Raw genomic sequence first — 17,814 nt, 5'->3', positions numbered from 1 at the left:
GCCCAAGCCCGCCACGATGCCGAAGCCACAGCAGCTTCCTAAACAATTGCCACTTTAGATGCCCTGAAACGGCCGGTTGGAAGAGTTCCAACCGGCCGTTTTTTATTGAGGTCGGCTACTAGATTTATCTTGGTGTAGAGACGCGACACTTCGCGTCTTGGCGTTGCTGATGTTGTTATGACTGCACGGCTCTAATCGTTCAACGCCGAGACGCGAAGTGTCGCGTCTCTACATCGTGCTGCCGCTTGTCTTATCTTTACTGATACCACGTCACCATTAACAGCTTTCCGTGTCTGAACCCATTCTCTCCGTCCGCAACCTAACCATCGACTTCTCTAGCCACCGCGGCGATACGCGGGCCGTGGCCGACGTGTCGTTCGATTTGCACCGGGGCGAGACGCTGGCTATTGTGGGCGAATCAGGGTCAGGCAAGTCGGTGACGTCGTTGGCGTTGATGGGGCTGATTCCGCTGCCGCCGGGCCGCATCACGACGGGGGAGGCCCGCTTCCATTCTGAGGCGCTAGGCGAAGTAGACCTGCTGAAGCTTACCGAAGAGCAGCTACAACAGGTACGCGGCAACGACATCAGCATGATTTTTCAGGAGCCGATGACTTCCCTGAACCCGGTGTATACCTGCGGCAGCCAAGTAGTAGAAGCTCTGCGCTTGCACACCAACTTGGATGCCAAGCAAGCCGAAGCCCGCACCGTGGAGCTGTTCACGATGGCGCAGCTGCCGCGGCCGGAGAAAATCTTCAAATCGTACCCGCACGAAATCAGCGGTGGTCAGAAGCAGCGCGTGATGATAGCCATGGCCATGGCCTGCAACCCCGCCATCCTCATTGCCGACGAGCCCACCACCGCCCTCGACGTAACGGTGCAAGCCCGCATGCTCCAGCTCATCGACCAGCTCCGTCGTCAGCACAACACCGCCGTTCTCTTCATCACCCACGACCTAGGCGTGGTAGCCGAAATAGCCGACCGTATCCTGGTTATGTACCGGGGCCGCGTGGTGGAACAGGGCCCCGTCTTCGACATCTTCACCAATCCCCAACACCCCTACACCAAAGGCCTGCTAGCCTGCCGCCCAAAATTGTCAGTTGGCCGAAAAAAGTTACCTGTGGTAGCCGATTTCATGCGTGAAACAGTGGATGGAAGCTTTATTTCCATGGAGGAGCCGGTTACGCAAGTGGTTGCTGCTGAAAACAGTGAGTTAGCTGTCGAGTCTCCTAAAAACAGGATTGAAACTACCAAAACGTTCCCCGTGGAACATCCTGATGTTCCACACCTCAGCAACGATATTTTGAGAGTCGAATCAGCGCCAACCTTAGAATCGGGACAGTCGCTACCAGTTGCTGGTGGAGGTGCTGCTGTGCTTGGGGTGAGCCCAATTAGTAGAGCGGCAAACAGAACAGAGGTTACTTCGTCGCCTTCGTCTAATGACACCATTGAACAAAGCCAAGGTACCTCACCAATAAGCAGCACAGCGCCGCTGTTGCAAGTGGAAAACCTGAACGTGCACTTTCCCATTCGCAAGGGTTTCTTCAACCGCAAGCCGGAAGTGGTGCGGGCCGTGGACGGCGTCAGCTTCGACATTTATCCGGGCGAGACGGTGGGGCTGGTAGGAGAGTCGGGGTGCGGCAAGACCACGTTGGGCCGGGCGCTGCTCCGGCTGGTCGAGCCGACTTCGGGCAGCATCCTGTTTGAGGGTGTAGATCTGGCCAAGCTACCAGCCGGAGAGTTGCGCCGCCGGCGTCGTGAGTTTCAGATGGTATTCCAAGATCCATACGCCGCGCTCAATCCCATGATGACCGTGGGCGAAGCCATCTTGGAGCCCATGCGGGTACACGGCGTAGGCGGTATCAAACAGCAGCAGAAAGCCCGTGTGCTAGAGTTGCTGCGCACCGTGGGTCTCACCGAAGCGCAGTACCAGCGCTACCCGCACGAGTTCAGCGGCGGCCAGCGCCAACGCATCTGTATAGCCCGCGCCTTGGCCCTGCAACCCAAGTGCATCATCTGCGACGAGTCCGTTTCCGCCCTCGACGTATCGGTGCAGGCGCAGGTGCTCAACCTGCTCAACGACCTCAAGCGCGAGTTCAACATCACCTACCTCTTCATCACCCACGACTTGTCGGTAGCCCGCTTTATGTCGGACCGCCTGCTAGTGATGCGCCAGGGCCAGATTGTAGAAAGTGGCCCGGCCGCCGACCTCTACTCTAACCCACAGCATGAATACACCCGGCAGCTGTTAGCCGCCATTCCCAAAGACGAGCCCGCCGACATCCGCGCCGCCGTAGCGAGTAGGGCAGTAGCTACCTTCTAGTCACCTCCGAATACGTTATGCGCATCGTTTATCCGTCTCTTCCTTATGAGCCTCAGACTATTGATCCTATGTGGGAGCCGGAGTTTCAGTGGGCTCGCAATAGCGGGATGGAGGTTGCGCTCTTCGATGTGGAAACAAGCAAGCTCTTCTCGCGTCAATCGGCTACTAGTCCGGCGCTCTACCGCGGCTGGATGCTCTCTGAAACCGAGTACGAAGCACTAGAACAACTGACTTCGTTGCGTATCAATAGAGCGCAATACGTATCGTCACATCAAGCTACGGGCTGGTACAACCAAATTGCGAAATACACCTTTACTAGCGTCTTTCAGCCAGCATCAGATCCGCTGGATTTCACCGATGGCCAGCGCTACTTCGTGAAGGGAGTAGTGAAGTCGTTCGGTGCTGATTCGGTGGTAAGTTCAGAAGCGCAGTATGTGCACCTGCTAGAAAAGCATCAGGTGCCTGCCGACGAGGTTCTATTTGTGCGGGAGTTTGTGGAGCTGAAACCAGAGTTGGAGCGGCGGTTTTTTGTGGTGGCAGGAGTGGCCTACGGCGCCAAGCAGACGGAACTGCCGGCCGAGTTGCAGCCTGTCCTGGTTCAGCTTATACCCCGCTTATTTTATTCGCTAGATGTGGTGCAGCAAGCTTTCGGCGAGTACTGTGTGGTAGAAGTGGGTGACGGGCAGGTCTCAGATTTAAAAGAGTGGGATGTAACTGATTTCTGCGAAACAGTGTTAAGGAAGTTGGCGGCTGCAAATCTGAAATAGCGCTTTTGCCGCCTGAAATAGTTATTTGCGGATATATTCCGTATTATCTCTCAATGCCTGGCCGAGCGGCCGGCACTGCCCACATCGGGCGAAACATACATACTCACCTTGGAAAACCGCCAACTAAGTCGGCTTTCCTTTCTACCAACCCAGCCGCCTGAGAAAACGACAACCCTTGGCGGCCTTTATTTTCTGATGAAAAGAAAAGACGAATCCGCTGCCCCCCGCGCCCCTCGCGCGAAGGCAACCCGCGACGACCAAGCCGCACCCACCACGGTAACCAAGGATCAGGTTTACCGCCTATTCACTGAGAGACCGACGGAAGTTGTTGCCTACCGTCAACTTTCCCGACGCCTCGGCGTCACCACCAAGGAGCAGCGCGAAGTAGTGTTTGCTCACCTGCGAGAACTGAAGAACTCCGGCATGCTTACGCTCGTCTCGAACGACGAATATCGGCTAACCGATCCGGAGGCTGCCTTGGCCGCTACCGTGCCCGCCAGCAGCAAAAAGCGTCGCAAAGACGATAATACCCCCGTACCCGCTAGGGCTGCGCGCTCTGTGCAAGCCGAGTTCGGCAACGACCCGGTTGTGCACCGTCGGCGTGAAGCCGGCTTCGACTTCCCTTCCGATGAGCTACGCTCCGAACCCCGGCGTCGCCACGACAGCGGTGGCGAAGTTATTACGGGTACCGTAGCGCTGGCCACCGACAAGTTTGCTTTCGTTATCAGTGAGGAAAGTGAAAGCGACGTGCGCGTGTTCACCGACCGGCTGAAGTTTGCCATGCATGGCGATACGGTGCGTTTGCGTTTGCGCGGCTCTCGCGACGGTCGTCCCGTTGGCGACGTGGTGGAAGTGCTCAACCGCGTCCGGCCCGAGGTGGTTGGCCGCCTACAACTGCAAGGTGGTATCGGCTTCGTGAAGCCCGACAACCGCAAGATGTACTTCGATGTGTTTGTGCCATTCGAGAACTTACACGGTGCCAACCACGGCGAGAAGGTGCTGGTACGCATCACGGAGTTTCCGGAGAATGATGCGGGCCACTCGCCAGTAGGTGAGGTGGTGCGCAGCTTCGGGCAGGCCGGCGGCAATGAAGCCGAAATCAATGCCATCATGGCCGAGTTCGGCTTGCCGTTCGAGTTTCCCCACGAAGTGGAAGTGGAATCAGAGGGTATTTCCGACCGGATTTCCGAAGATGAAATCAGCCGCCGCCGTGACTTCCGCAACACCACGACCTTTACCATCGACCCCGCCGACGCCAAAGACTTCGACGATGCCCTCAGCATTCAGAAGCTGGAAAACGGCCATTGGGAAATTGGGGTGCACATCGCCGACGTGACGCACTACGTAAAGCCAAGCACCGAACTGGAGCGCGAAGCCAAGCATCGTGCCACCTCGGTCTACCTCGTAGACCGGGTGATTCCGATGCTGCCCGAGCGCCTTTCCAATGGCCTTTGCTCATTGCGGCCCAACGAAGACAAGCTGACTTTTTCGGCTGTGTTTGAGTTGGATGAGAACGGTAAGCTCTACGATTCGTGGTTCGGCAAAACTATTATTCACTCCAACCGCCGCTTCGCCTACGAAGAAGCGCAGGAGCGGATTGAAGGGCTTGACTCGGACTACACCGAGGAAATTCAGCTTATGAACAGCATGGCCAAGAAGCTGTGCGCGCAACGCTTCAAGCAAGGCGCCATCAGCTTCGAGACGCAGGAAGTGAAGTTCAAACTGGATGAAAATGGCAAGCCGCTGGGCGTGTACGTGAAGGAGCGCAAGGATGCCCACAAGATGATCGAGGAGTTTATGCTGCTCGCCAACCGCAAGGTGGCCGAGTTCGTGTTCCGCCTCAAAAGCCGCAAGCCGCGCTTCACGATGGTGTACCGCGTGCACGAAGCGCCCGACCCGGACCGGCTGCAAACCTTCGCTTTGTTTGCCAAGAAATTCGGCCACGACCTCGACCTGACCAACCCCAAGAAGCTCAGCACTGAACTCAACGACTTGTCGTCGGAAGTGATGGGTCGCCCCGAGCAGAACGTTATCCAGACGCTGGCGGTGCGCACCATGAGCAAGGCCATCTACACCACCGAGCCGCTCGGGCACTTCGGTCTGGCGTTCGAGCACTATTCGCACTTCACCTCGCCTATCCGGCGCTACCCCGATATGATGGCCCACCGCCTCTTGGAGCATTACCTGGAGGGGGGCAAAAACGTGGAAGTGGCGCCCGTAGAAGAAGAGTGCAAGCACTCGTCGGAGCGCGAGAAACTAGCCGCTTCCGCCGAGCGGGCCAGTATCAAGTACAAGCAGGTGGAGTTCATGTCGAAGGTTATCGGCGAGACGTTCACCGGCGTGGTATCGGGCCTTACGGAGCGCGGCATGTATGTGGAAATCGAGGAAAACAAGTGCGAAGGCATGGTGCGCCTCAGTGAGATTCCCGGCGACACGTTCGAACTCGACAAAGACAATTACCGCATCGTAGGGCGGGGCTCGAAGCGCATCATCCAGTTCGGCGACGAGTTGCAGGTAATCGTGAAAGCTGCCAACCTGCTCGACCGTACCATTGATTTCGAGCTGGTAGATAACCGGCCCGATTCGGTGAAGCAACGCGAGTTGCAGGAGCGTCGCGAAAACAGCAAGCCCCGCGGTTACCGTCCCGAGCGTAGCGGCGGTCGGCCCGGTGGCGGAAAGGAAAAGCGCCGCCGGTAAGCTACTGTCCTTGCGAGGAGGTACGACGAAGCCGTCCTCTCAAGGCGCTGAGCCTGTTAATGCGACAAGCCCTTGACGTCCGCGCGGGCGTTAAGGGCTTTCTGTTTAGAGAACTTTCGGCTTTGAGAGGATGGCTTCGTTGTACCTCCTCGCAAGGACAGTGTTTGCTGCGTTCTGAAAATGACAATATACACGCCACTGCCGTACCTTTCCATCTGAACCGTACCCGCCCATCCGTGGACCTTTCTTTCTTCAATAACAAGCTCACGGCTGGCCTCGCCAACGTGCACTACGGCGACCAGCCGACAGCTCTCTACGAGCCTATCCGCTACATCATGGCCCTGGGCGGCAAGCGTATCCGGCCGCTGCTGGCGCTGCTCGGAGCCCACCTCTTCACCGACGACCTCGACCCGGTGATTAAGCCCGCTTTGGCCACCGAAGTGTTCCACAACTTCACACTGCTCCACGACGACATCATGGACCAAGCGCCACTGCGCCGCGGCCAGCCTACGGTGCACGAGAAATGGAACGCCAACGTGGCCATCCTGAGTGGCGACGTAATGCTGGTGCGGGCCTATGAACTGTTCTTCGATGTGCGCCTCGACCTGTTGCCTACCGTGCTCCGCCGCTTCAGCCAAACGGCCGCCGAGGTGTGCGAGGGGCAGCAGTGGGACATGAACTTCGAAACGGAGACCGAAGTCAGCATTGCGCAATACCTGGATATGATACGGCTGAAAACGGCTGTGCTTATCGGCTTCGCCCTGGAGCTAGGCGCCTTGCTCGGTGGTGCCAGCCTTACCGATGCCGACCACCTGCGCCAGTTTGGTACCGGCATCGGTTTGGCTTTTCAGCTCCGCGACGACCTGCTCGATGTCTACGGTGATGCCGCTACCTTCGGCAAACGGGTTGGCGGCGACATTCTCTCCGACAAAAAGACCTTTTTGCTGCTCACTGCCCAAGCGCAGGCCAATGCTGCGCAGCGCGCAATGCTAACCCATTACATTGGTCAGCCGGTGCTCAACGCCGAAGACAAGGTGCACGCTGTACGGGCACTCTACGATGAGCTCGAAATTCGCCCTCAGACCGAAGCTCTCATCAACTACTACTTCCAGGACGCCTTGCAGCACTTGGAGCGCGTAGCGGCCCCGGCAACGCGCAAAGAACCCCTCTTGCAACTCGCTTTGCAACTCATGGACCGAGAGCAGTAACGAACAGAGTTCAACTCCAGACCGCCTTTAGGGTGGGGCGCGTTGCGTGGTGGGTGCAGTGAGTGCTTCGGCGTCCGCAAACGCGGCTTACGCTTGGCATGCACTGCCTTCGTTGCGCAACAGATTATTTGCGGCTTTCATGTGGCGTTGCGCTCCTACTCGTACACCAACCCCATAAACACATTAGTACCTCTCACTGCTCGTTTCTAAGCTCGTTTCAATGCCCTTTATCAACCCTGCCCTGATTTTAATAGCCCTGACGGCTGGCATCTCCATGTACGCCTGGTCTAATCGGGGGCTAATGGAGAAATGGATTTTCAGTCCTTTCCTCGTGTCGCGGCGGGGCGAGTGGTACCGATTCCTCACTTCCGGCTTTCTCCACGCCGACTTCATGCATTTAGCTTTCAACCTGTTTGCGTTCTACTCTTTTAGTCCAGCGGTGCTAGCCGAGTTTGCTGGTGCGTATGGCTTGAACACCGGCATTGCTTGTTTCCTGCTACTGTATTTGGGGGGAATTATTTTGTCTGATATTCCTACGTATTTCCGGCACCGCTCCGACCCAGCTTACCGCAGCCTCGGAGCATCGGGCGGCGTATCGTCGGTGCTATTTGCGAGCATTTTGTTCCGGCCAGTGGCGCAAAATGGCGGCGGCATCATCATTTTCCCGCTGCCTATTCCTATTCAGCCCTTCTTGTTCGGTTTCCTGTATCTAGCGTATTCCTACTACCAGGGCCGCCGCAGAGGCGACAATATCAACCACGATGCGCACTTCTACGGAGCTTTGTTCGGAATACTCATCGGGTTGGTGCTCGTGCCGCAGTCAGGTTTTACTTTCCTAGAGCAGGTACGCGTTTATTTAGGTAATATATTGTAAATCAGTAAGTTATAATGATTATAACCGTCTATTACATCTATTCCGGGAGTTGTGCGTAGAAAACCCGCAAACCAACTCACTCCCGACTCCCATGAATAAAATTGCTCCCTACCTGAATCGGCTCGCAGTAAGCGCACCGCTGCTTGCACTCACGCTCACTACCACTGCTTGTAGTCGTTTTAACAGCCGAGGCGGCCTCAGCATTTGGGGTTTCGCTCTTCTCGCACTGGATGTGTTGGCTCTGCTTGATGTTTTCAGGCAGCCTTGGACTATCGGTAAGAAGCTGCTGTGGGCTGCCATCATTTTCTTCTTCCCTCTGGGCGGATTGATCCTCTACTATCTGTTTGCCGGTCGCGGCAACTCTAATACGGGAGTAGTCTAGCACACCTTAAAAACTTTCTTTCAGACAAAAGCCCCTCACTGCATCAGCGGTGAGGGGCTTTGTTTTAGGGTGAATTTCAAACCGAATTGCTCGTACTCTACCTCTACCGCCTTCGTGTTACTACTTCAACATCCGTCGTTTTTCCAGTTGGGCTACCTGCTTGAGCAAGTCGCCCGTGTTGGTGATTTCCGTGACCTGCCAATGGTCGCCGCGGTCAAGCATTTTTAACTCTACTACCAGGGTCGTGTCATATTTGGGTTGCGTGAACTCGATGCCGACCAATGCTTGCTCGCCTTCCTCGTTTACGTATTTCACATCCTTGAATTTGCTGTCAGGACTTGCCACCTTACTTGCAAGACCTGCCAACGAAATGTTCATTGTGCCCTGGGAAGCACCTGCGCTAGCAGTGCCTTGTAACGACCCGGTTTCAACGAATTGCTGCACTTCTTTTCGGACCGCCTGCGTTAGTTGGGGCTTCAGCATCCGTAAAGCGCTTTTGAAGGCTATGCCCCCTGGGTTCAACAACCCAAGCGTCGAGCTTTGGCTTGCTACCTGATCCACTAAACTGCCCGTGATGCTGTTTACATCCACGTAGCGTTCGAAGGTAGCCATGTCGTGCGTACGGGCAGCGTTAGCTACTTGCACTAGCGCATATTTAGGCCCAACTTTCAATCTTTGATAATAGAAGTAGCCCCCTGCCGCTACCAGTAGCAATAAGAGCACTAGAACAATTCGTTTCATTGAAGGGACAGCAATAGGGTGGTGTTTGGAGTTTCTAAAGTACTGGTTTTCCCACTCCGTGCTTTTCACTTACCAAGAGCTTCACGACTAGCTCGGTTTACTTGTGAGAATCGGCTGCGTATGGTAATCTATGCGTGGTTCCACATCAACATTGTCTGTTAAGCGCCCTGAGGTACATGGGCATCGGGGTTGTCGCGGCTTGCGGCCCGAAAATACCTTGCCTGCTTTTCTGCACGCCATAGTGATAGGCGTCGATGTCCTTGAATTGGATGTGGTGCTGTCAGCAGATGGGCAGCTGGTTGTATCGCACGAACCGTGGATGAACTCCCTTATCTGCCTCGACCCGCAAGGCCAGCACATAGCACCCGACGAGGAATTGCTGCATAATCTTTACCAGCTCCCGTACGACACTATCCGGCGCTACGATTGTGGTCAACTTCGCCATCCGGCTTATCCTGAGCAGCAATCAGTGCCGGCTCACAAGCCACTGCTGCGGGAGGTGGTTGCTCGGGTTGATGCCTTATCTCAGCAACTTAACCAAGGCTTAGTGCGCTTCAGTATTGAGGTGAAGAGCACGCCTGCCGGTGATGGTATTTGGCACCCTACTCCAGAGGTATTTGTTGAGATAGTAGCAGAGCAGTTGCAACTACTCGGCCTTATGTTCCGCACCACCTTGCTGTCGTTCGACAAGCGTATTCTGCGCACGGCTCGTCGCTCCTTACTGGGCTTGCCTTTGTGCTTACTGGTAGAGGATACCATTCCTTTCGAACAGCATCTTTCGGAGCTTGGATTTAAACCCGCTGTGTACGGTCCACACCACGAACTCGTGACCGAAGCGTTGGTAGCTCAAACGCGCCAATTCGGCGTAGCTCTTGTGCCTTGGACGGTAAACGAACTTGCCCACATGCACCGGTTAGTACAGATGAATGTCAAAGGCCTCACCACTGATTATCCCGACCGACTACTGCATCTGTTGTCGAGCGCTGACCAGGCGTAACACGCAGCCTTTGACAGGATCATTAGCTTCTGTAGGAGCTTGTATCTATCTGCTGCTTAGGATAGGGGAAGCCTTTACTGCTGTAGCTCGTGCGCTTGGTCTCTTTGATAACTGTCCGATCAACTATGGAAGTATGTAATACACGCAAAAGCCCTCTAATTCACGTATAAAAGCGTTTGTACGGTATTTGTTACACTGTATGCAGATCACCGTAATATAGTAATGCGTTACACGTAACATACGCTTGTATTGTAACGCATGTAACATGTGTAACCATGATACGTTATTACACGTTACGTATCATGGTATTATTTACAGTACTTGTTTTGTTGTTCCGTACACAACTGTCATATTTACACTTACGTTTTACACCACCTTTACTTATGCCGCATCAGGGTCAAATACTGCAAGAAGCCATTAAAAACAGCGGTATTTCCATTACCCGTATAGTGGACGAGCTAGGTATTACGCGCCCAACTATATATCGTAAGTTTAAGGAGGAAACTCTTGATTACACCTTTGTAACGCGAGTAGGCGATATTATCGGACACAATTTTTCTAATGATTTCACAGCGTTACAACAAACAGCTTTACCATTTGTATCATCTCCAACACCTGTTACGCCTTTACAGAGTGTAACACAGAGAAATACCCCGTTACAGCAGCCGGAGCCAGACTGTCTTAAGCAGCTTATGACCCTCCAAACCAAGTATATTTCCCTTCTTGAGGCTTACAATGAACTGCTATTGAAAGTGTATGGCCCTCGTTAACAAATATGTTCCACGTGAAACATATTTGTCTGCGATGCCTCGGACACTATCTGCTGACAATAAGTTGAGGCTTTTGAAAAGGCTGCTCATGTGTAACAGGATGTATTCAACTGAGCACAAAAATCAATTGGTTGCTAAGCTGCCTCACATAGCAATACCATAATAGCAACTGGGAGAGTAATAGGTCTCATTAGCATTTCTGAACACAGAAGAGACAAGTAGTTTAGAGTGCCGTTAACAAAGGATTTGCATAAATAATGAGCCTCTAAACTGACGTCATATCGTAGAACTAAAACCGTTTAAAGCAACAAAGGCGAGATGCACTCAATGCATTTCGCCTTTGTTGCTTCAAGCAAATATGTAGACTCGTGTCATCTGAAAAGACAGTCATCCAAATAGCAGCAGTTCGAGTGAGGCAAGTTTAATAAGCAAGTTTGCATCGTTCTTTGTCTAGCAGATAAAGCTGCTGTTCGACTGCTAGAGTGGTAAGAGCATTATCAAAATCGCGCCGATGCTGAGCATTGAATTCGCGTCTCTTGATGGCCTCTAAAAAACGCCGTGTGTCCTCGGGCGTCTCCAATAATAGTCCAGGTACGGCCGTTGGTTTGCCTGCGTCATCCTTAGCAACCATGGTAAAGTAGGAAGTGTTAGTATGCTTAACACTACCAGTTCGGACGTCTTCCGCAATAACTTTGATACCCACCAGCAAAGAAGTTCTTCCAACGTAGTTCACAGAGGCCAGTAGAGAAACTAACTCGCCTACCTCCACTGGCTGAAGAAAATTGACTCCGTCAACACTGACAGTTACACAGTAGGTGCCCGCGTGTTTGGAAGCGGCAGCATAAGCTACTTTGTCCATCAAAGAGAGCAAGATGCCGCCATGAATTTTGCCACCAAAGTTGGCGTACGAAGGGATCATTAGCTCCGTAAGGGTAACGCGTGAGTACGAGACCGGTCTGTAGTCAGGGAGGAAAGAAGCCATAAGAAAGAGGGGGTTGGTAAGCGGTATGTAACTGGTGATGGATCACACTTGAAACCAACATACCATCTAGTAAGCATACCCGAATAAGCTGTGAAGCTGGCATAGCAGCAGTAGAATATTCGCCCGTTCCCTGTGCAGGGCACAGATCCTAGAGGAAACAAATCGCTCTTCAGAACAGTCAGGCTCAAAAGCCAATACTTGTGGGCGTGAAATTATAAAATAGCTAAGCGGTATAAGCGGTGCTAAGTATGAACACCCAAACCTACAGCCATTAGTTGTCCGGCAAACCAGCCGACCTGTGTTTGTATTAAGCGAAATAATTTCAAGGTATTTATAGCCTTGAGTAAAGGCGCTTAGCCTGATTACAAGAAGACTACTTCTTTAATGACAGCCTCGCCCACTTCAGAGTTAATCAACTCCATAACCCGCGTCTTAGCCATTACCAACTCGTGCTTGAGAGGTGCGGAAGTAAGACGAACGAAGAGTTTGCCATTGCTCACGTACACCTCTTTGGTCTTCAGAGCAACCGCCTTACCCATTACCCGCTCCCAACTCGCAACAACAGTTACTTCGTTTAGCTTTCCTTGTAAACGATAGGTTTTAAGCAAAGCTTTGATACTGTCCTTGAGAGACACAATGTCTCCCTGGCGAGAGTTTTCGAAAGAGCTAGGTTTCTTCAAGGTCAGACGTTATAATAATGCGCGAGAAAGTGCCTTGTCAAGGCGAACAGTAAATATAGTCACCCCCAAACTACAGTGCTACTACCGTTCCTCTTTCGACGCGAAAACGACTGACGTGCTCCGACAGATTAGCTAAAGCCCGGTCGGTGCGGTCAAGGTGTGTGTCCGTAAGGAATACCTGTCCGAACGTATGATCGGCAACTAATTGAAGCAATCGAGTGATACGCTTCTCATCGAGCCGGTCGAAAATGTCGTCGAGCAGAAGTAGCGGCTTGTGTTGCTTACGAGCAGCTAGTATCTCGAACTGAGCCAGCTTCAAGGAAATGACATAAGATTTCTGTTGGCCCTGCGAACCATAGCTCTTGACTGGCAAACCATCCATCAGGAACACAAAGTCATCCTTATGAGGCCCTATGGTAGTTCGTTGCAGGGTAAGGTCTTTGCGCTCGTTTAAACGAAGGAGTTTGGTGAAGTCAGCTTCGAATAGCTGGGTTTTATAATCAAGGGTGACAAGTTCCCGGCTGTCGGCGAGTTGCTGATAGTGGCGCTGAAATACGGGAGTGAAATCATGCAGAAACTGTTGACGAGCTTCCACTATTTTTTGTCCGGCCGGTACAAGCTGCTCATCGAGTATAAGTAGGTACTCACGGTCGTAGCCACTTTGGCGTTCTGCGGCAAGCTTAAGCAATGAGTTGCGCTGCCGCAGGATATGATTGTAAGCAATGAGCAGTTCTAGATACTCGTGGTCGAGTTGCGAGATAAGACTATCAAAATACTTGCGCCGTTCCTCGCTGCCTTGCCGAATAAGGTCGGTATCATAAGGGGAAATAAGTACTGCCGGATATCGACCAATGTGGTCTGATATTCGTTCATAAGCTTGCTTGTCATGCGTCACTGCTTTCTTCTGCCCGACCCGTAAACTCACTTGAATAACTTCAGGAGTAGGGGATGCTTCCAAATGAGCAGAAGAGTCAGGGGTACGTTGAAAACGACCTTTCACCACAAAGAACTCTTCGTCCTGTTTTATACTTTGTATATCAGCGGTGGTGAAAGCACTTTTGGTAAGAGATAGATAATGAATGGCATCAAGCAGGTTGGTCTTGCCACTGCCATTATCACCCACAAAGCAATTGATACGCGGGGAGAGGCGAAGGTTAGCTTCGCTATAGTTTTTGAAGAACAATAAGTGTAGGTTTTCTAGAATCATGCGAGGCTCGTAATTGCAATCCTTTTACGTACTTTCGCATCCCAAACGCGAATAACTGAAAGCAAGATGGCGGAGACGAAAGTAAAGGCTGCCCCTAAGGCTTCCAATTCGGCGAAAAAAACGTCGACTACGAAAGCCGCATCCAACCCCCAAGAAGCTGCAACCGACACGGTAAAGCAGCCAGATCCAATGTTGCCCCCTTCCAACCCCGAAGCAGAAGCTGCGACGGGCTCACCGAAGGCAAGCAGCCCAGCCCAGCCAGAGTTTCCGAAGGAGACGTATCTGACGTGGTACGAGCAGATGCAGCTGATGCGGAAGTTCGAGGAGAAGGCTGGTCAGCTGTACGGTCAACAGAAGATTAAAGGTTTCTGTCACCTCTACATTGGGCAGGAAGCTTGCGTAGCCGGAGCCGTATCGGCCCTTACAAAAGGCGATAAATGGATTACCGCCTACCGCGACCATGCGCATCCCTTGGCGCTAGGTACTTCGCCGAATGCTATCATGGCTGAACTGTTTGCGAAAGCCACAGGGTGCTCGAAAGGCAAAGGCGGCTCTATGCACATGTTTGATAAAGAAGTGAATTTTGTTGGTGGTCACGGCATCGTGGGTGGTCAGGTTCCGTTAGGAGCGGGGCTAGCATTTGCCGAGAAGTACAACAAAACGGGCAACCTCTGCATCTGCTACATGGGCGATGGGGCCGTACGCCAGGGAGCCTTGCACGAGGCTTTCAATATGGCGATGCTCTGGAAGCTGCCCGTTATTTTTGTAGTGGAGAACAACGGCTACGCTATGGGTACGTCGGTGCAGCGCACTTCTAATGTAACCGAGCTCTATACCTTGGGCGAGTCGTACGACATGCCTTCCGAGCCCGTAAATGCCATGAATGTAGAGGACGTACACAATGCTGTGGCCAGAGCTGCCGAGCGTGCTCGTGCTGGGGAAGGCCCAACGTTCTTGGAGTTTAAAACTTACCGCTACAAAGGCCACTCTATGAGTGACCCCGCCAAGTATCGCACCAAAGAAGAACTGGAAGACTACCGTTCGCGCGATACCATTGAGGCAGTACGCCACACTATTCTCACGCACAACATGGCAACCGAGGAAGAATTGGCGACCATTGACGAGAAGATTAAGGTCCGGGTACAGGAGTCGGTAGATTTTGCAGAGAGTTCACCTTATCCAACTGCCGATGAACTGTACAAGGACGTGTACGTGCAGCAGGATTATCCTTACATCCGCGACTAACTTTTATAGGCGCGGAAACGCACTCGGTTTCGGCCGTTGATGACTTAGCAATTACCTCATGTCGAAGATTCCATATACGGGTAAAACCCCCGGCGCTCGTCAGCCCCAACAACAAGTTGCGGCTGATCCGCTGCAACCCCTTGAAAGCTACAACCCCGAGCACCCGCTGCTGGAAGACCCGGACGCACTGGCTACCCGGCTAGTGGAAACAGAGGACTTTTTGCGTCGTAAGAAAGGTATACTGCTTGGTTTGCTTACGGTATTGGTGCTGGCTGTTGCAGGAGCCTTTGCTTATTACACCTGGCGCAATTCGCAAGACACCAAAGCACAGGCTGCTATGTTTCAAGCCGTGAATTATTGGGAAGCCGATTCGCTCAAGAAGGCAATGAAAGGCGACGGGCAGTATGTAGGTTTGGAGTCGGTGGCCAATGAGTATAGCGGTACGAAAGCGGGTAACTTGGCTAACTTCTACGCTGGTGTAGCTGCGCTCAAGCAAGGCCAGTACAAAGCCGCCGCGGATTACTTGGAAGACTTCTCGTCGGACGATTTATTGATTCAAGCGCGGGCTTACGCATTGCTAGGGGATGCTAACCTAGAGCAGAACAAGTACAAGGAGGCAGCTGACTTCTACGAGAAGGCCGCTAACCATAACGCCAACGAGCAGTTTACGCCTGGCTACTTGATGAAGCAGGCCACCGCGCTGGAGTTAGCCAAGAATTACGAAGGAGCAGCGAAAGCCTACGACCGGGTTTTAACCGATTATCCTAATTCGTTCGAGGTAGCCGAGGCCCGCCAGTACAAGGCACGCGCAGAGGGCCTCACTGCCGGCAAGTAACTACGGTATCTTTATAAAGAATGCATATGGCAAAATGGAAAAAGGACGGTTTTAGGACCGTCCTTTTCTATTCTATGGCCTAGTCATCTTACACGTCATTGTAGCGCCCTTGTCGGAAGCAGGAGTAACTTTGAAGACACTAACTCAAGCAACAATTCCTACTATGGCAACATCGCTGAAAAACTTAAGCGAATATACCTCTGACCAGTTCATTGATATTTCTGAAAAGCGCTTTGGCTTAGTGGTGGCCGAGTGGAACCGGGAGATTACCGACACCCTAGCCAAAGGTGCTTATGATACGCTCATCAAGCACGGTGCGAAAGAAGAAAACATCTTCCGCAACACTGTTCCTGGCAGCTTCGATCTAACGCTAGGGACACAGTTGCTGGCTCAGCACGAGGAGATAGATGCCGTGATTTGCTTAGGGGTGGTGATAAAAGGTGAGACCAAGCATGACGACTATATTTGCCACGCAGTAGCCAATGGCATCACCAACGTTGGCTTGAAGTTCAACAAGCCAGTCATCTTTGGATTAGTGACAACTAATACCTTAGAGCAAGCTTGGGACCGGGCTGGAGGAAAGCATGGCAACAAGGGAGTGGAGGGCGCCGTAGCAGCCATCCATATGCTTGGCTTTTAAGTTCATTGGTGCAACTGGCAATATTAAGCTTCAGCGAAAAATGCATTATTTGTCATACAAAAGCGTAGCTTTGCGGCCGAAAATAGCCAGCTATAACAGGCAGGGTTTGGATGAAAGCCAGATATAACATAAAATCCGGGTAAACTAAATTGCCTGTATTGCTGTTCAGGCCACATCCTAGAATCTAGTCGGTTGTGCCGGCAGCCTCTTCATTGTCCAATCCTAGTTTACTTTTTCTTACCCGACATGAGTGACGAAACTATGCGCTATTCCAGGGAGGATTTGGCCGAATTCGAGCAAATCATCCAGGAAAAGCTGACCGCCGCCCGCAAAGAGGTTGTTTTTATCAAGGAAACCTTAAGCCGCAAGAACGATTCTGGTACCGATAACACGGCTTCGTCGTCGAAGGTACTCGAAGATGGAGCAGACACTGCCGAAAAAGAGAGCCTGAATCAGTTGGCCTCGCGTCAGATGAAGTTCATCCAGCAGCTTGAGAACGCACTAGTGCGGATTAAAAATAGCACCTATGGCGTGTGCATTGGCACTGGCAAGCTAATTCCCAAAGAGCGTCTGCGGGCCGTCCCCCACACCCAGCATTCGATCGAAGCTAAGATGGCTCGTCGCGACTAACGACGAACCGCACCTACACGATGCCCGGACTACCGGCCGGCTTCTCCATGCGTGGAGGACGGGCTGCTAGTCCGGGCACTGTTTTCTACGGTCCTTCGTTACGTCAGCAGCGAACAAACCGTAAATACTTATCAATATTCACTTGTACCGTAGCGATACGGAACTCATACTTGCAACCATGGGCAAGAAGCACAACTCCGGCGATACGCCGAACCGTCGCGGCCGCACCGAGCGTCCATCCTCCGGTAATACCGGTTCCGGCTTTTACCAGAAATTTAGTACCCCTCGCCCCGGTGCCGACCGAGCGGGCCGTGGGGAGGCGCCACACTTTGGTGGCTCCAATGACCGCGAGCGTTCGAGTGGCGCCTCGCGCTCTAGCGAGAGCAACCGCGACAGTAATTCCGCTCCACGCTCTGGCTTCGGCCGTAGTAGCGGTGACCGGCCTAGCGGATATGGTGGTCCCAGTAAGTTTGGTGGTCCTAAGAAGTTTGGGGCGGGTTCCGGCAGCTTCAGCAAGCCTACTGGTGGTGGCTTCAGCCGCGGCAGCGAAGGGGGCGGCTATAGAAGCCGCGACAACGACAGCGGTAGCCGTCCTTACAGCAATCGGCAGGAAGGTAATTCGGGACGGTCGTTAGATCGTACTGCACCGCGCCGCAACGATGATCGGCGGACCAGTGGATACGGCGGCAATTCCCGTAACAACGAAGAGCGTCCAGCCCGACCATTCGAACCCAAAAAGACTTGGAACGGGCAGCCGTATCAACGGGAAGGTGAGGTAGCAGTGCCCCGTGGAGGCGCTGGTGAGCGGAACCGTAAGTTTGTCAAGACCGATCCTAATC

16 protein-coding genes and 1 pseudogene are annotated in these 17,814 nt (G+C 52.9%); 13 read left to right on the top strand and 4 right to left on the bottom strand.

The genetic code is table 11. From position 1 onward, the window contains the following. The first annotated feature begins 289 nt into the window (after positions 1-289). The 6 genes from ACFE7X_RS22975 (at position 290) to ACFE7X_RS22950 (ending at position 8,248) form a co-directional block, all read left to right on the top strand. The gene (locus ACFE7X_RS22975) at positions 290-2,320 is read left to right on the top strand and encodes an ABC transporter ATP-binding protein (RefSeq protein WP_375438024.1); all 2,031 of its coding nucleotides are present in this window, start codon (positions 290-292) and stop codon (positions 2,318-2,320) included. Positions 2,321-2,337: 17 nt separating this feature from the next. After that, positions 2,338-3,087, top strand: coding sequence for an ATP-grasp domain-containing protein (locus ACFE7X_RS22970; protein WP_375438023.1), 750 nt, complete (start codon positions 2,338-2,340; stop codon positions 3,085-3,087). A gap of 195 nt (positions 3,088-3,282) precedes the next feature. After that, a complete protein-coding gene (rnr, locus tag ACFE7X_RS22965) occupies positions 3,283-5,784 on the top strand; it encodes a ribonuclease R (RefSeq protein WP_375438022.1) in 2,502 nt (833 codons plus the stop codon). Positions 5,785-6,020: 236 nt separating this feature from the next. Next, positions 6,021-6,992: a polyprenyl synthetase family protein gene (locus ACFE7X_RS22960; RefSeq protein WP_375438021.1), complete on the top strand. Its 972-nt coding sequence runs from the start codon at positions 6,021-6,023 to the stop codon at positions 6,990-6,992. 220 nt (positions 6,993-7,212) lie between these two features. Continuing rightward, positions 7,213-7,866 carry a rhomboid family intramembrane serine protease gene (locus tag ACFE7X_RS22955; protein WP_375438020.1) on the top strand — a complete coding sequence of 218 codons (654 nt, stop codon included), beginning with the start codon at positions 7,213-7,215 and terminating at the stop codon, positions 7,864-7,866. Between the two features lie 91 nt (positions 7,867-7,957). Continuing rightward, positions 7,958-8,248 (top strand): PLDc N-terminal domain-containing protein, encoded by a 291-nt coding sequence (locus tag ACFE7X_RS22950; RefSeq protein ID WP_375438019.1) that lies wholly within the window; start codon positions 7,958-7,960, stop codon positions 8,246-8,248. A 120-nt stretch (positions 8,249-8,368) separates the two neighbouring features. Here ACFE7X_RS22950 and ACFE7X_RS22945 read toward each other — a convergent pair whose 3' ends face one another. After that, positions 8,369-8,989, bottom strand: coding sequence for a DUF2939 domain-containing protein (locus tag ACFE7X_RS22945; protein WP_375438018.1), 621 nt, complete (start codon positions 8,987-8,989; stop codon positions 8,369-8,371). A gap of 130 nt (positions 8,990-9,119) precedes the next feature. Here ACFE7X_RS22945 and ACFE7X_RS22940 point away from each other — a divergent pair, with 130 nt between their 5' ends. Next, on the top strand, positions 9,120-9,986 hold the full coding sequence (locus tag ACFE7X_RS22940) for a glycerophosphodiester phosphodiesterase family protein (RefSeq protein ID WP_375438017.1): 867 nt from the start codon (positions 9,120-9,122) through the stop codon (positions 9,984-9,986). Positions 9,987-10,261: 275 nt separating this feature from the next. Then, the gene (locus ACFE7X_RS22935; RefSeq protein ID WP_375438016.1) at positions 10,262-10,756 is read left to right on the top strand and encodes a helix-turn-helix domain-containing protein; all 495 of its coding nucleotides are present in this window, start codon (positions 10,262-10,264) and stop codon (positions 10,754-10,756) included. A gap of 421 nt (positions 10,757-11,177) precedes the next feature. Here the strand turns inward: ACFE7X_RS22935 and ACFE7X_RS22930 are convergent, their stop codons facing one another. The 3 genes from ACFE7X_RS22930 to recF all read right to left on the bottom strand — a co-directional run bounded on the left by ACFE7X_RS22930 (position 11,178) and on the right by recF (position 13,625). Then, positions 11,178-11,738, bottom strand: a complete 561-nt coding sequence (locus ACFE7X_RS22930) for an acyl-CoA thioesterase (RefSeq protein ID WP_375438015.1) — start codon at positions 11,736-11,738, stop codon at positions 11,178-11,180. A gap of 362 nt (positions 11,739-12,100) precedes the next feature. Beyond that, a complete protein-coding gene (locus ACFE7X_RS22925) occupies positions 12,101-12,418 on the bottom strand; it encodes a DUF721 domain-containing protein (RefSeq protein WP_375438014.1) in 318 nt (105 codons plus the stop codon). A 70-nt stretch (positions 12,419-12,488) separates the two neighbouring features. Continuing rightward, a complete protein-coding gene (gene recF / locus ACFE7X_RS22920; RefSeq protein ID WP_375438013.1) occupies positions 12,489-13,625 on the bottom strand; it encodes a DNA replication/repair protein RecF in 1,137 nt (378 codons plus the stop codon). A gap of 189 nt (positions 13,626-13,814) precedes the next feature. Here recF and pdhA point away from each other — a divergent pair, with 189 nt between their 5' ends. The 5 genes and pseudogenes from pdhA to ACFE7X_RS22895 form a co-directional block, all read left to right on the top strand. Next, positions 13,815-14,870, top strand: a complete 1,056-nt coding sequence (gene pdhA / locus ACFE7X_RS22915) for a pyruvate dehydrogenase (acetyl-transferring) E1 component subunit alpha (protein ID WP_375438012.1) — start codon at positions 13,815-13,817, stop codon at positions 14,868-14,870. Between the two features lie 58 nt (positions 14,871-14,928). Next, entirely contained in the window at positions 14,929-15,705 is a 777-nt protein-coding gene (locus ACFE7X_RS22910; RefSeq protein WP_375438011.1) for a tol-pal system YbgF family protein, read from the top strand. Between the two features lie 163 nt (positions 15,706-15,868). Then, entirely contained in the window at positions 15,869-16,345 is a 477-nt protein-coding gene (ribH, locus tag ACFE7X_RS22905) for a 6,7-dimethyl-8-ribityllumazine synthase (protein WP_375438010.1), read from the top strand. 246 nt (positions 16,346-16,591) lie between these two features. Continuing rightward, positions 16,592-16,975 (top strand): TraR/DksA C4-type zinc finger protein, encoded by a 384-nt coding sequence (locus ACFE7X_RS22900; protein WP_245120319.1) that lies wholly within the window; start codon positions 16,592-16,594, stop codon positions 16,973-16,975. Positions 16,976-17,153: 178 nt separating this feature from the next. Next, positions 17,154-17,814: pseudogene (locus ACFE7X_RS22895) on the top strand (hypothetical protein); the annotation flags it as partial.

Source organism: uncultured Hymenobacter sp., from assembly GCF_964242765.1.
In the GTDB taxonomy this organism is placed as follows: domain Bacteria; phylum Bacteroidota; class Bacteroidia; order Cytophagales; family Hymenobacteraceae; genus Hymenobacter.
This window is presented reverse-complemented; position numbering and strand designations above follow the sequence as displayed.

What these genes read in the sequence shown, in the direction of transcription:
- ACFE7X_RS22950 (WP_375438019.1), top strand. Translation starts at nt 7,958, where the DNA reads ATGAATAAAATTGCTCCCTACCTGAATCGGCTCGCAGTAAGCGCACCG.
- ACFE7X_RS22910 (WP_375438011.1), top strand. Translation starts at nt 14,929, where the DNA reads ATGTCGAAGATTCCATATACGGGTAAAACCCCCGGCGCTCGTCAGCCC.
- rnr (WP_375438022.1), top strand. Translation starts at nt 3,283, where the DNA reads ATGAAAAGAAAAGACGAATCCGCTGCCCCCCGCGCCCCTCGCGCGAAG.
- ACFE7X_RS22935 (WP_375438016.1), top strand. Translation starts at nt 10,262, where the DNA reads ATGATACGTTATTACACGTTACGTATCATGGTATTATTTACAGTACTT.
- ACFE7X_RS22945 (WP_375438018.1), bottom strand. Translation starts at nt 8,989, where the DNA reads ATGAAACGAATTGTTCTAGTGCTCTTATTGCTACTGGTAGCGGCAGGG.
- ACFE7X_RS22930 (WP_375438015.1), bottom strand. Translation starts at nt 11,738, where the DNA reads ATGGCTTCTTTCCTCCCTGACTACAGACCGGTCTCGTACTCACGCGTT.
- ACFE7X_RS22900 (WP_245120319.1), top strand. Translation starts at nt 16,592, where the DNA reads ATGAGTGACGAAACTATGCGCTATTCCAGGGAGGATTTGGCCGAATTC.
- ribH (WP_375438010.1), top strand. Translation starts at nt 15,869, where the DNA reads ATGGCAACATCGCTGAAAAACTTAAGCGAATATACCTCTGACCAGTTC.
- ACFE7X_RS22940 (WP_375438017.1), top strand. Translation starts at nt 9,120, where the DNA reads ATGCGTGGTTCCACATCAACATTGTCTGTTAAGCGCCCTGAGGTACAT.
- recF (WP_375438013.1), bottom strand. Translation starts at nt 13,625, where the DNA reads ATGATTCTAGAAAACCTACACTTATTGTTCTTCAAAAACTATAGCGAA.
- ACFE7X_RS22970 (WP_375438023.1), top strand. Translation starts at nt 2,338, where the DNA reads ATGCGCATCGTTTATCCGTCTCTTCCTTATGAGCCTCAGACTATTGAT.
- ACFE7X_RS22955 (WP_375438020.1), top strand. Translation starts at nt 7,213, where the DNA reads ATGCCCTTTATCAACCCTGCCCTGATTTTAATAGCCCTGACGGCTGGC.
- pdhA (WP_375438012.1), top strand. Translation starts at nt 13,815, where the DNA reads ATGTTGCCCCCTTCCAACCCCGAAGCAGAAGCTGCGACGGGCTCACCG.